Source organism: Streptomyces ureilyticus, from assembly GCF_011045025.1.
Lineage (GTDB): Bacteria > Actinomycetota > Actinomycetes > Streptomycetales > Streptomycetaceae > Streptomyces > Streptomyces ureilyticus.
This window is the reverse complement of sequence record NZ_JAAKZX010000244.1, coordinates 1-12,825: the sequence shown is the minus strand read 5'-3', so window position 1 is coordinate 12,825 and position 12,825 is coordinate 1. Positions and strand designations below refer to the sequence as shown.

Genomic DNA, 12,825 nt, shown 5'->3' with positions numbered 1-12,825 from the left:
GTGCGGGGGATGTGAGGGGTGGGGGCAAGGCTGTTGCGGGTCTCAGGACTGGTACGGCTGCTGCTGGTGGGGCTGTCCCTGTCCGTATGCCTGGCCGCCGGGGCCGTTCGCGCCCTGTGCCTGCAGCTGCTCCGCCTGCTCCTTGGTGATGCGCTGCTCCGCGCCGCAGAAGGTGCACTGCGTCATGTACTTCGTCGAGAACGGGAACAGCGGCACGAAGAACAGCGTGAACTTCGTGACGCGCTTCTTGAGGGTGTGCGCGGCGGGGTTGCCGCAGCGGCCGCACATGAACGTCAGTATCGCGAGCTGGTAGAGGTATCCCTTGGTGCCAAAGATGATCATGTCGGTCGGTCCTTCCCAGACTGCTCTCGGTCGTCGTCGCGGCCTCAACCGTCGTGGCCCCAACCATAGAATCACCATGTGAACGTCTCACCATCCCCTGATGACTCCCTGCGCACCGCCCTGGCCGGACTGGTCGACGGACTTCCGCCGAAGGTGGCCGCGCGGGCGGTCGAGCGGTTGATCATGAACTATCGGGGACGGACGCCGACGGACGCACCGGTGTTGCGGGATCGTTCCGATGTGGTCGCGTATGCGGCGTACCGGATGCCGGCGACATACGAGGCGGTGCGCTCGGCGTTGGAGGCCTTCGCGGCGGCGGTGCCCGGGTGGGAGCCCGCCAGTCATGTGGATGTCGGGGGCGGGACCGGGGCGGCGACCTGGGCCGTCAGTGCCACCTGGGAGGGGGCGCGGGCGGTCACCGTGCTCGACTGGGCCGAGCCCGCGCTGGCGGTCGGGCGCGAAATCGCCGCCGCCCATCCGGAGCTGAAGGCCGCCGAGTGGCAGCGCTCTCGTATTGGAGCGGCGCTCACGATCGAGAGCACTGATCTCGTGACCATCTCGTACGTCCTCGGCGAGCTGACCGAGGGCGACCGTGCCGCCGTCGTCGACGCCGCCGCGGCCTCCGGCCAGGCCGTCGTGGTCGTCGAGCCCGGCACTCCCGACGGCTACATCCGCGTCATCGAAGCACGCGCCCGCCTGATCAACGCCGGCTTCCACGTCGCGGCCCCCTGCCCCCACAGCGCGACCTGTCCCATCGCCCCCGGCGAGGACTGGTGCCACTTCTCCGCCCGGGTCAGCCGTTCCTCCCTGCACCGGCAGGTCAAGGGCGGCTCCCTGGCATACGAGGACGAGAAGTTCAGCTACGTCGCCGCCGCCCGCTTCCCGGCGACTCCGGCTCCGTCCCGCGTGGTCCGCCGCCCGCAGATCCGCAAGGGCCAGGTACTCCTCGACCTCTGCGAAACCGAGGAGCGTCTGCGACGCGAGACGGTGACGAAGCGCCATGGTCCGCTGTACCGGGCGGCTCGCGACGCGGACTGGGGCGACGGGTGGCCTCCCTCGGGGGCGTAGCGCCGACTCGCGGCGGGGGCGAAAACCCCTGCGCCGGAGGCGCCCGTGGCGAGACGCCGCGTCTTGTCAAGCTGGTAAATTCGGCGCATGGTCCAGAAGTCCGCCCAGCCCTCGCAGAAGCCCGCCCCCAACTCCACCCGCCGCAGCGAGCGATCCCGTCGCGCCATCTACGACGCCGCCCTCGCCCTCGTCAGTGAGGTCGGCTATCCGAAGACCACCATCGAGGGCATCGCCGCCCGCGCCGGCGTCGGCAAGCAGACGATCTACCGCTGGTGGCCGTCCAAGGCCGACGTACTCCTCGAAGCCTTTCTCGATCTGAGCGAGCAGGCCTCGGAGCTGGCGGCGAAGGAGGGGCAGGAGCCCTTCGAGTTCCCGGACACCGGCGACCTCGCGGCCGACCTCAAGTTCGTGCTGCGCGCCACCGTCGACGAACTGCTCAACCCCCGGTTCGAGGCGCCGAGCCGCGCGCTGGCCGCCGAGGGGGTCGTGAACGAGCAACTCGGCGCCGTCTTCGTGTCGAAGCTCCTCGAACCCTCGCTCCAGCTCTACGTCCAGCGGCTGCGCTCCGCCCAGGACCAGGGCGCCGTACGCCCCGAAATCGACCCGCGCATCGCCCTGGAGCTCTTCGTCTCGCCCCTCGCCCAGCGCTGGCTCCAGCACACGGGCCCGATCTCGTACGAGTACGTCGACACCCTCGTCGACTACGCGCTCCACGGCCTCACCCCGCGCTGACCCGAGATTGTGACCAGAGCGACACCAGGGGTACGTAGAACAGGCGGCTAAATCCCCTCAAAATGCGCGATAACGCCTGATCCCCGTGTCGCGTACGCATCGCCCCACCCACCCCAGGACGGGAGCTTCGGCACCCCGTGCCGCCGGATGGTGAGACCATGAGGCATGCTGTCCGCAACACGCTGTCCGCACAACAGCGAGGCGAGGGGATAGATGAGCGCAGAGTTCGGCCGCCGTTCAGGCGGCGGGCAGGGCAAGATCTCCCAGTGGCTGCGCGGCCGCCGACGTCCCTTGATGACCGATGCCGCCGACGACACCAGCCGTGAGGAACTGCTCCTCGCCGCCGCAGGCGCCGGGCTGCCGCTCGCGCCCGCCGCCCACCCCTCCGGCTACCGGTGCTCCTGCGACCGCGTCGGCTGTCCCACCCCCGCCCGGCACCCCGTGTCGTTCGCCTGGCAGACCCAGTCCACGACCGACCGCGCGCAGATCGAACGGTGGGCCCGGCATCAGCCGCAGGCCAACTTCATCACCGCGACGGGCATGGTTAACGACGTACTCGACGTACCCCTCGAGGCCGGTCGCGAGGCGCTGGAGCGGCTGCTCGCCGCGGGTGTCGAGGTCGGGCCCGTCGCCGAGTCCGGCGGTGACCGGATGCTCTTCTTCACGGCGACGCGCGGTACGCCTGAGGACGAGGACGAGTGGTGGCCCTGTGAGCTGGACTGCCATCCCGAGACGATGGATGAGCATCCGGGGTTGCGGTGGCACTGCCGTGGGTCGTACGTGCTCGTGCCGCCCGCCCAGCTTCCCGGTGACCTGTCGGTCACCTGGCTGCGTGGGCCCGAGCATCCGCTCCCGGATCCACTGACTCTGCTCGAGATCCTGACGGACGAGTGCGCGCGGTTCGCCGGCGCTGAGCCCGAGCATGTGACGGCGTGGCCCATGCGGGGCTGACGCCGGGCGCCCCTGACGGGGCGTTCCCCGTACCCCTTACTCCCCCTTCGCCCCCGTAAGCCCCTGAATCCTCGCCAAGAACTCCACCTTCTGGTTTGCCGCGCCCGGGCCCGGGTCCAGTACCGCCTGGTTCGACACCGACTCCAGGGTGATCGACTGCTTGGCATCGCCTGTCATCAGGGCTTTTACGTTCGCGTCGGAGACGTTCAGCGGGACACCCTGGGCCGCCGTCTGCTTCTCGTAGTGGCGGGTGGTGAAGAAGACCAGAGCGCTGCCGTCCGTGGTGCGCAGGCCCAGGGGGGCGTATTCGCCGGAGGTCAGCGGCTCGTCGAGGTACTGGCGGACCAGGCCCGGCTTCTCCGCGTTCTTCTCGCGGAGGTCCCGCCACGCGGAGGTGTGCGGACCCGCGGCGAAGGCGGCGCCGCCGTCCTGCAGATACGTCGCGTACGTCTCGGCCAGGTCCTGCGGCGGTACGGCCAGATCCGCGGCGTTCGCGGTGACCGGCTCGGCCCAGCCGTCCTTGTCCTTCTTGAACTCCGGTACGTCGTCGGCGGCGAGGATCGTCAGATACGCGACCTCCCACACCTCGTCGGCGCCGCCCCGGGTGAAGACAAGGAGCCAACGGGTGCTGCCGCCACCTTTGTTGGCCTTCGAGTCGGCCACGAACCAGCGCGGCCAGCCCGCCTTCTTGGGGATGGTGAACTCGGTGTCCGTCAGCTTCAGCGGGGCGTAGTCGGGATTGCCGCCCGGCTGGTTCTTCGCGCCCGCCCTGAGCTTGGCTCCGTCGATGTCGGCGAGCGGGCCGGTGACCCGGTCGGCGTCCAGGGCCCGGTCATTGGCCGCGTTGGCCTCGTTGTAGGCGGCCGTGAAGTCCTTGAGGGCACGTGCGGCCTCGGTCTTCGTGGCGCCCGGGAGGATCTCCCGCTCCCCGTGCACCACCATGCACCCGCTCGCCGTCACCGACAGCACGGTGACCGCTGCCGCCGACGTGCTCAGCCGGCCCCACCTGCGAAGTGTCTGCGGCGTTCTCATCGGATCGTCTTCACCTTCCCCTTCCCGGAGGCGAACCCTATCGGGGCGGGGAAACGCGCCGCACCGTGGGATCACGTACGAGGGTGACCACAGGCCTCCGCTCAGGCCTCCTCGACCTTTTCGCGAACCGGGGCGGGCGTCTGCGCCGTCCCGCCGCCGAGCCGCATCGGCGACAGGAAGAGGGCGAGCGTCGGTACCAAGTACAGCGCCCACACGATGACTTGGAGCACGGTCGGGTCCGGCTGGAAGTTGAAGATGCCCTTGAGGAGCGTGCCGTACCAGCTGTCCGGCGGGATGGTGGAGCTGATGTCGAAGGCCTTGTCGGTCAGGCCGGGCAGGAAGTCGGCCTCCTGGAGGTCGTGGAAGCCGTACGCGAGAACGCCCGCGGCCACGATCACCAGCATGCCGCCGGTCCAGGTGAAGAATTTCGAGAGGTTGATCCGCAGGGCCCCGCGGTAGAAGAGATAGCCGAGTACGACCGCGGTCACGATGCCCAACAGGACGCCGATCAGGGGAGCTTGGGTGCCATCGCCCGAGGCGCGCACGGACGCCCACACGAACAGGGCCGTCTCCAGGCCCTCCCGGCCGACCGCCAGGAACGCGGTGGCGACCAGCGCGCCCGTACCCATCTGCAGCGCCGCGTCCAGCTTCCCGTGCAGCTCGGCCTTCAGATGACGGGCCGTACGCCGCATCCAGAAGACCATCCACGTCACCAGACCCACCGCGAGGATCGACAGCGAACCGCCGAGCGCCTCCTGTGCCTTGAACGTCAGCTCCTGTGAGCCGAATTCGAGAGCGAAGCCGAAGCCCAGGGAGATGCCGACCGCGACGCCGATGCCGATCCAGATGGGCTTCAGCGCGTCCCGTCGCTCCGTCTTCACCAGATACGCGACGAGGATGCAGACGACGAGACTGGCTTCGAGGCCCTCACGCAGGCCGATCAGGTAGTTGCTGAACACGGTCTACGCCTCCTCGGAGAACAGCGCCCGGCCCCACCAGTCGTCCTTGTCCCGGACGCCCGGCGGGATCGCGAAGATCGCCGAACCCACATGCTGGATGTACTCGTTGAGCGGGTCGATCGCCAGACTGCGCTGCACCGGGATGAAGCCCTTGCGCACGTCGCGCTGGTACGCGAGGAAGAACAGCCCCGCGTCCAGGCGGCCGAGCCCGTCCGTGCCGTCGGTGAAGGAGTAGCCGCGGCGCAGGAGCGTCGCCCCGTTGTTGGAGTCGGGGTGCGCGAGCCGGACGTGCGCGTCGGGCTTCATCGCCTTCAGGAACGGCTCGTCGCGCTCCTTCGCCTTGCCCACCGGAGCACCCTCGCCCTTGTCGCGGCCGAAGATGTCCTCCTGCTCCTGGAGCGACGTACGGTCCCAGGTCTCGACGTTCATGCGGATGCGCCGCGCCACGAGATACGAGCCGCCGGCCATCCAGGACGGCCCCTCCGCCCCCACCCACACGAACTTCTTGAGCCGGTCCGTCTCCGTCCCCGCGATATTGCGGGTGCCGTCCTTGAAACCCATGAGATTGCGCGGGGTCTGTTCCTCGGGAGTCGTCGACGAGGTCTTGCCGAATCCCAGCTGGGACCAGCGGATGACGACCTTGCCGAAGCCGATCCGGGCGAGGTTACGGATCGCGTGCACCGCCACCTGCGGATCGTCCGCGCAGGCCTGGACGCACAGATCGCCGCCGCTGCGGTTCTTGTCGAGGTTGTCACCCGCGAACTTCGGCAGGTCCACCAGGGCTTCGGGCCGCCGGTCCGCCAGGTCGAACTTCCCGAACAGGGACGGCCCGAAGCCGATCGTCAGCGTCAGACGCGACGGCTTGAGGCCCAGCGCCTCACCGGTGTCGTCCGGCGGCGCCTCGGCCAGACCGCCGTACGCGCCCTCACCAACCGTGTGCCCGGCCGCCATCCGCCGCGCCGCCGCCGTCCAGTCCTTCAGCAACTGGACGAACTCGGCCCGGTCCTCGGTCTTCACCTCGAAGGCGGCGAAATGCAGCCGGTCCTGCACCGGTGTGGCGATGCCCGACTGGTGCACGCCGTGGAAGGCGACCGCGGCGCCCGACTCGGCGGCGGTCGGCTCGGCGTCATCGCCCGTACGGGCCATCGCCACCGCCCCGCCGGCCGCGGCGGCCCCGAGCGCGAGCCCGGCACCGCCCCAGCCGATCAGCGAACGCCGGGACGGAGTACGGGAGTTGGACTCCTGCATGTCACCCGTCGCCTCGGTCTCGTCCGCGGCTTTCGTACTGTCCGTGCTGTTCGTGGTGTCCGTCATGGCGGCAGACCCTCTTACTTCACGACCGCGGCGGCGAGCTTGGACAGCGGCTCCGCAAGGGCGTTGACCGCGTCCGAGAGCTCCTTGCGCTCGGCCTTGCCGACCTTGTCGTACGAGGTGAACTCGTAGGAGTTCTTGTCCGTGCGGTACTTGTCGAGCAGCGTGTTCAGCGCCGCGAACTGTGTGTCGAGCTCCTTGGCCAGCGCCGCGTCGTTCTCCGAGGCGACCGGCTTCAGCAGCTCGTACGACTTCTCGGCGCCCTCGACGTTCGCCTTGAAGTCGACCAGGTCGGTGTGCGAGTAGCGCTCCTCCTCGCCGGTGACCTTGCCGGTGGCGACCTCGTCGAGGAGTTCCTTGGCGCCGTTGCCCATCGAGGTCGGGGTGATCTCGGCCCTGCCGGCCCGCTTCTGCCAGTCAGTCAGATCCGTGATCAGCTGGTCGGCGAGCTCGGAATCGCGGTCGGTGAGCTTCTTGTCCTGCCACAGCGACCGCTCCAGGCGATGCCAGCCGGTCCAGTCCTTCTCCAGGGACTGGCCCTCCTCCAGACCGTCCTCGCGCAGGTCGACCTTCGGGTCGATGTCGCCGAAGGACTCGGCGACCGGCTCGGTGCGCTCCCAGCCGATGCGCGAGTCGGCGTACGCCTTCTTCGCGGCCTCGATGTCACCGGCCTTGACCGCCTCCGCGAAGACCTTCGCCTTGGGCAGCGTCTCGTCGGCCTGCTGCTGCGCGTACGCCCGGTAGTCGGCGACGGCCTTGTCCAGACGCGGGTCGCGCTTGGCGACCTTGCCGCCGCCCGTGGCGGTGACGTCCTGGCGTATGCCCTTGCCCTTCATGCCCGGCTTGCAGGCGATCCGGTAGGCGCCCGCCTTCACCTCGGCGGTGACTTTCTGGCTGGTGCCGGGACCGATGTTCTCGCGCTCGGTGACGATCCGGTCGTCCGGGAAGAGCAGATAGACCTCGGTGACCTTGGAGCCCTTGTTCTCCACGTCGATCTCGACGTGCCCGGCCGGGAACTCCTTTTTGGACACCTCGCACTTGGTATCGGTGGCGGTCACGGCGATGACGCCGTCGCCGCCCGCGGCGTCGCTCTTCTCGGTGCAGCCGGTGACGGCGGCCAGCGCCGCCGCGGTGGCGGCGGCGGTGACGACGGAGAGGCGGACGGCGCGCATACGGGCTCCAAGGAAGCTCAAGGGAAGTGCACAGAGGAGCCGAAGACTCCAAGTGAGGCTGCCCTAACTTATCTGAGGCTTACCTCAGTGCCGGCCGCCCGTAAAGTGATTCAGCTCTCATAAAAAGTGCACAAATACGGCCAGATCACGGTGGCTCAATCGGCGCCCCACGAAACGGTCAAAGACGCGTCAAGAACCCCGTGGAGGAGTAATGAGAGGCTGATCCGTAGCCGGCCGCGGGCTGATGCTTGAATGCCCGAGTGACTGATTACGACGTGCTGCGCGTGTTCTGTGGCCCCGGCGGGGGACGTGGGAACGCCCTGGCGGTCGTACGCGACGGTTCCCTGATGCCGGAACGCGACGACCGCCAGGCCTTCGCGGCCCAACTCGGCTTCAGCGAAACGGTGTTCGTCGATGATCCCGAGCGCGGGGTCATCGACATCTACACACCCGGCGCGCGCCTGCCCTTCGCCGGCTACCCGTGTGTCGGTGCGGCCTGGCTCCTCGACGTACCGGAACTCGTCACGCCCGCAGGCGTGGTGGGCACCCGCCTGGACGGCGAGTTCAGCTGGATCGAGGCCCGGCCCGAGTGGGCCCTGCCGCGTACGTTGCGGCAGTACGGGTCGGCCGCCGAGGTCGACGCGCTGGAGGTGCCCCCACTAGGGGAGTGGCTCTACGCCTGGGCCTGGCAGGACGAGGCGGCGGGCCGTGTCCGCGCCCGCGGCTTCCCGGGCCGAGGCGACGGCATAGACGAGGACGAGGCAACAGGCGCAGCGGCCCTCCAACTCACAGCCCAACTGGGCCGCGCCCTGAACATCACCCAGGGCACGGGCTCACAACTCCTGACGGCACCACAGCCGGAGGGGTGGGTAGAGGTGGGCGGCAGGGTGTTCCTGGAGCACTGAGGGCTACGGGGCGCTTTGTGTGGACGCGTCCCGTAGCGCGCGGAGTGCTCACGCACTGACGCGAAACTCCTCACCCAACGCAGAAAAGACCGCGCTGTTAAGCGCGAACGCCCGCTTGCACTCAGCGACGATCCGCTGCTTCTCCAGATCATCGGCGCGAACCTCGTCCAGCAACGCGCGATAACCCCGCTTGAACGCCGCCGGGTTGGCGATCCGCTCGAACACGTAAAACCGCACCCCGTCACCCTTGCGCGCAAAACCCCACGTCTTCTCCGCCTTGTCACGGATGATCTGTCCACCGGAGAGATCACCGAGATAACGGGTGTAGTGGTGGGCGACATAGCCGCCCGGCCAGGTGAGCGCGCACTCCGTGACGCGCCGCGCGTACTCCTGCGTCGCAGGCAGCGCCGTAAGCCCGGCTCGCCAGTCGCCGCCGCGCAGATGCGCGAGATCCCGCTCGAGCGCGGCGAGCCGCAGCAACTCGGGCTGGATGAAAGGACCGGCGACCGGGTCGCCCGACAACTGCTCCGCCCCCTCCTCCAGCGCCCGGTACACGAACCACAACTGCTCGGTGTAGCGCGCGTAGGCGTCCACGCCGAGCCGGCCGCCGAGCAGGTCGCTCATGAACGTCGACGTCTCCGCCTCCACGTGCTGCTCATGCGACGCCGTACGGATGAGCGTCGAGAACGGTGTACCCGACGAGTTCATGTGAACCTCCGAGGCCGAAGGGAAGACGAGAGCCGGGCTCATCTTCTATGGTTAGGCTTACCTAAGTCAACGATTTCCCGACACCCTGTCGGCAAAACCCTACCCCGAATCACCAGCACACCCACCCGTCGGACCACATGAAAAAGCCGCCCGCTCCCGGGGGAGGGAGCGGGCGGCTCTGACGCCGTGAACGCGGCTGGTCAAGGGGCTAGGGCAGCGTAAGCACCTCGGCCCCGCTGTCGGTGACGACCAGCGTGTGCTCGAACTGAGCCGTCCGCTTGCGGTCCTTCGTCACGACCGTCCACCCGTCGTCCCACATGTCGTACTCGTACGAGCCCAGCGTGAGCATCGGCTCGATGGTGAAGGTCATCCCGGGCTGCATGACGGTGGTCGCGTTCGGGTTGTCGTAGTGCGGAACGATCAGCCCGGAGTGGAACGACGAGTTGATCCCGTGCCCCGTGAAGTCCCGTACGACCCCGTAGCCGAACCTTTTCGCGTACGACTCGATGACCCGCCCGATGATGTTGATCTGCCGGCCGGGCTTGACGGCCTTGATGGCACGGGTCAGGGACTCGCGCGTGCGCTCGACGAGCAGGCGCGACTCATCGTCCACCTCGCCCACGAGATACGTGGCGTTGTTGTCGCCGTGCACCCCGCCGATGTACGCCGTCACATCGAGGTTGATGATGTCGCCGTCCCGCAGCACCGTGGAGTCCGGAATGCCGTGGCAGATCACCTCGTTGAGCGAGGTGCACAAGGACTTGGGGAAACCGCGGTAACCGAGAGTGGACGGGTAGGCCCCGTGATCGCACATGTACTCATGGGCGACCCGGTCCAGCTCGTCCGTCGTCACCCCCGGCGCGATCTTCTTCGCGGCCTCGGCCAGCGCCCGCGCGGCGATCCGCCCGGCGATCCGCATGGCCTCGACCGTCTCGGGGGTCTGCACCTCCGGGCCCTTGTACGGCGTGGGGGCGGGCTTACCCACGTACTCGGGACGCCTGATGTTTCCCGGGACGGGACGGATGGGGGAGAGCTCCCCTGGTACGAGCAGCGACTGGCCAGACATGCCAGCGAGTCTAACCAGCGCCCGCTGGGGGACGATGACTCTGGCGAAAGGAGCCGTAGCCATGGCCCTGTTCAAGAAGCGCACGGTCGGCAAACCGGGCGAGTGGTACTACTGCCTGGAGCACAAGAAGGTCGAAGAGGGCCCCGAGTGCCCCGCGAAGGACCGCATCGGCCCGTATGCCTCCCGGGGTGAGGCCGAGCACGCGCTGGAGATCGCCCGCGAACGCAACCTGGAATGGGAAACGGACCCCCGCTGGCATGACGGCGCTCCGCGCGAGTGACTCCGTCGGTTGGGCGGTTGGGTTCGTTGTCGGGTGCGGGTTCGTTGTGGCTTGTCGCGCCACCCCGCGGGGTGCCTCCGGCGGGTGCGGGTGCGGGTGCGGGTGCGGGTGCGGGTGCGTTGTGGTTGCTCGCGCCCCGCGGCGGAGCCGCATATGTCACAGCCCCGCGCCCCTCGGGTGCGTGGTGGGTGAGGGGTCGCGCCTCACCCAGCCGGAGGCAGCGGGGCCTGGGGCGCAGCCCCCCCCCACGCGGCGGAGCCGCAAATTGACACAGCCGGGAAGGGGCGGGGCTGGGGAAAGAAAAACCCCAACCGGCCACTCGTAACGTGGCGTTCACCCCGAATTGGCCCCCCGCGGGCAAGGGGCCCAATCACCCCACAACGCGGCGGAGGCCCCGATGGCAGAAGCATCCGTACCCTTCCGCGCAGGCCAGCACGGCTACGCAAGCTTCCGTATCCCGGCCGTCGTCACCACGGCGGCCGGAACCCTGCTCGCCCTGTGCGAGGGCCGCGTCGGCTCCCACGACGACTTCGGCAACATCGACATCGTGCTGAAGCGCTCCACGGACGGCGGCCGCACCTGGGGCCCCCTGGAAGTCGCCGCCAAGCACGGTGACAACCTGGCCGGCAACCCCGCCCCGGTCGTCCTGGACACCGGCCGCCTCCTCCTCGTCCACGTCCGCAACGCGGCACTGGCCACCGAAGACGCCATCCGCAGGGGCAAGGTAAGCGCCGCCGACGGCCGTCGCGTCTGGGTCCAGCACAGCGACGACGACGGAGTCACCTGGTCGACGCCACGCGACATCACCGCACAGACGAAGAAGGCGAGTTGGCGCTGGTACGCCACCACACCGGGCCACGCCGTCCAGCTCACCGGCGGCCGCGTGGTCGTCCCCGCCAACCACTCCCTCCCGCCGACCGGCAGGGACAACGGCACCGAGGGCAAGTACAACGGCGGCCACTGCCTCCTCAGCGACGACCGCGGCGAGACCTGGCGCCTCGGCTACCTCGACGACAACACCGACGGCTACATCAACGTGAACGAGACGACCGCCGCCGAACTCCCCGACGGCCGCGTCTACTTCAACACCCGTAACGACGCGACAGCGCCCGGCACCCGCGCCGACGCCTACTCCACGGACGGCGGCCAGACCCTCGTGAAGCCCTTCCGGCCGCAGGCGGGGCTGGTCGCGCCGGTCTGCGAGGGCAGCGTTCTCCAGCTCCGCGACCCCGACGTGCTGCTCTTCTCCGGCCCCGCCGTCCCCGGCTACCGCGCCCTCATGACGATCCGCGCCAGCACCGACGCCGGCGTCACCTGGCGGCCCGTGCACACGGTGGACGGACTGCCCGCCGCCTACTCCGATCTCGTACGTCTCGACGCCTCGACCGTCGGCCTCCTCTACGAGACGGGCGACTTCAGCGCGTACGAGACGATCACCTTCCGCAGAGTGCCCGTGACGGACCTCACCTGAGCGCCGGGGCGCGGCGGTGCGGACGTAAAGTCGGGCCATGACCTCTACCGACAACAGTGCACAGCAAGCCGCCAAGGCCCCGGCCAAGGACCCCTGGGACCTGCCCGACGTGTCGGGGCTCGTCGTGGGCGTGCTCGGTGGCACCGGACCGCAGGGCAAGGGTCTCGCCTACCGGCTGGCCCGGGCAGGGCAGAAGGTGATCATCGGTTCGCGGGCCGCGGAGCGGGCGCAGTCCGCCGCGGACGAACTCGGGCACGGCGTCGAGGGTGCCGACAACGCCGAGTGCGCGCGGCGCAGCGACATCGTGATCGTGGCGGTGCCCTGGGACGGGCACGGCAAGACGCTGGAGTCGCTCAGGGAGGAGCTGAGCGGGAAGCTCGTCGTCGACTGCGTCAACCCGCTCGGTTTCGATAAGAAGGGCGCGTACGCGCTGAAGCCGGAGGAGGGCAGCGCCGCCGAGCAGGCCGCCGCGCTGCTCCCCGACTCGCGCGTCACCGCCGCCTTCCATCACCTGTCCGCCGTACTGCTCCAGGACCCGGAGGTCGAGGAGATCGACACCGATGTGATGGTGCTCGGCGAGGTACGGGCGGATGTCGAGATGGTGCAGGCGCTGGCCGGCCGTATCCCCGGCATGCGCGGCATCTTCTCCGGTCGGCTGCGCAACGCCCACCAGGTCGAGTCGCTGGTCGCGAACCTGATCTCGGTGAACCGCCGCTACAAGGCCCATGCGGGCCTGCGCGTCACCGACGTATGAGCGGTTGGGGGACACTGGGTGGTTGAAGAGCAGTGTCCCCCCGGCCGAAGCCGTGTCCCGACAGGAGCCCACCC

At 69.1% G+C, this 12,825-nt stretch carries 14 protein-coding genes; 7 read left to right on the top strand and 7 right to left on the bottom strand.

All coding sequences use genetic code 11. The features are described 5' to 3' along the window. Window positions 1–42: 42 nt before the first annotated feature. Window positions 43–342 carry a zinc-ribbon domain-containing protein gene (locus G6048_RS41625; protein ID WP_165344810.1) on the bottom strand — a complete coding sequence of 100 codons (300 nt, stop codon included), beginning with the start codon at window positions 340–342 and terminating at the stop codon, window positions 43–45. A gap of 78 nt (window positions 343–420) precedes the next feature. Between G6048_RS41625 and G6048_RS41620 the strand changes: the two genes are divergently transcribed. From G6048_RS41620 to G6048_RS41610, 3 genes are all read left to right on the top strand, one after another. Further along, window positions 421–1,410, top strand: coding sequence for a small ribosomal subunit Rsm22 family protein (locus G6048_RS41620; RefSeq protein ID WP_165344809.1), 990 nt, complete (start codon window positions 421–423; stop codon window positions 1,408–1,410). 87 nt (window positions 1,411–1,497) lie between these two features. After that, window positions 1,498–2,142 (top strand): TetR/AcrR family transcriptional regulator, encoded by a 645-nt coding sequence (locus G6048_RS41615; RefSeq protein ID WP_165344808.1) that lies wholly within the window; start codon window positions 1,498–1,500, stop codon window positions 2,140–2,142. Window positions 2,143–2,355: 213 nt separating this feature from the next. Next, on the top strand, window positions 2,356–3,093 hold the full coding sequence (locus G6048_RS41610; protein WP_165344807.1) for a bifunctional DNA primase/polymerase: 738 nt from the start codon (window positions 2,356–2,358) through the stop codon (window positions 3,091–3,093). A 36-nt stretch (window positions 3,094–3,129) separates the two neighbouring features. Here the strand turns inward: G6048_RS41610 and G6048_RS41605 are convergent, their stop codons facing one another. The 4 genes from G6048_RS41605 to efeO form a co-directional block, all read right to left on the bottom strand. Next, a complete protein-coding gene (locus tag G6048_RS41605; protein WP_165344806.1) occupies window positions 3,130–4,125 on the bottom strand; it encodes a hypothetical protein in 996 nt (331 codons plus the stop codon). Between the two features lie 101 nt (window positions 4,126–4,226). Then, window positions 4,227–5,084, bottom strand: coding sequence for an iron uptake transporter permease EfeU (efeU, locus tag G6048_RS41600; RefSeq protein WP_165344805.1), 858 nt, complete (start codon window positions 5,082–5,084; stop codon window positions 4,227–4,229). A gap of 3 nt (window positions 5,085–5,087) precedes the next feature. Continuing rightward, window positions 5,088–6,332, bottom strand: coding sequence for an iron uptake transporter deferrochelatase/peroxidase subunit (gene efeB, locus G6048_RS41595; protein ID WP_165344812.1), 1,245 nt, complete (start codon window positions 6,330–6,332; stop codon window positions 5,088–5,090). A gap of 80 nt (window positions 6,333–6,412) precedes the next feature. Beyond that, the gene (efeO, locus tag G6048_RS41590; protein WP_165344804.1) at window positions 6,413–7,567 is read right to left on the bottom strand and encodes an iron uptake system protein EfeO; all 1,155 of its coding nucleotides are present in this window, start codon (window positions 7,565–7,567) and stop codon (window positions 6,413–6,415) included. A gap of 260 nt (window positions 7,568–7,827) precedes the next feature. Here efeO and G6048_RS41585 point away from each other — a divergent pair, with 260 nt between their 5' ends. Continuing rightward, entirely contained in the window at window positions 7,828–8,472 is a 645-nt protein-coding gene (locus tag G6048_RS41585; protein WP_165344803.1) for a PhzF family phenazine biosynthesis protein, read from the top strand. 48 nt (window positions 8,473–8,520) lie between these two features. Here the strand turns inward: G6048_RS41585 and G6048_RS41580 are convergent, their stop codons facing one another. Both G6048_RS41580 and map read right to left on the bottom strand, forming a co-directional pair. Beyond that, window positions 8,521–9,180, bottom strand: coding sequence for a biliverdin-producing heme oxygenase (locus G6048_RS41580; protein WP_165344811.1), 660 nt, complete (start codon window positions 9,178–9,180; stop codon window positions 8,521–8,523). A 208-nt stretch (window positions 9,181–9,388) separates the two neighbouring features. After that, entirely contained in the window at window positions 9,389–10,246 is an 858-nt protein-coding gene (map, locus tag G6048_RS41575; protein ID WP_165344802.1) for a type I methionyl aminopeptidase, read from the bottom strand. A 61-nt stretch (window positions 10,247–10,307) separates the two neighbouring features. On the opposite strand from map, the gene G6048_RS41570 reads away from it, so the two are divergent. From G6048_RS41570 to npdG, 3 genes are all read left to right on the top strand, one after another. Continuing rightward, window positions 10,308–10,526 (top strand): hypothetical protein, encoded by a 219-nt coding sequence (locus tag G6048_RS41570; protein ID WP_165344801.1) that lies wholly within the window; start codon window positions 10,308–10,310, stop codon window positions 10,524–10,526. A gap of 397 nt (window positions 10,527–10,923) precedes the next feature. Then, entirely contained in the window at window positions 10,924–11,997 is a 1,074-nt protein-coding gene (locus G6048_RS41565) for a sialidase family protein (RefSeq protein WP_165344800.1), read from the top strand. A gap of 37 nt (window positions 11,998–12,034) precedes the next feature. Beyond that, window positions 12,035–12,751 carry an NADPH-dependent F420 reductase gene (gene npdG / locus G6048_RS41560; protein WP_033325564.1) on the top strand — a complete coding sequence of 239 codons (717 nt, stop codon included), beginning with the start codon at window positions 12,035–12,037 and terminating at the stop codon, window positions 12,749–12,751. Window positions 12,752–12,825 lie beyond the last annotated feature (74 nt).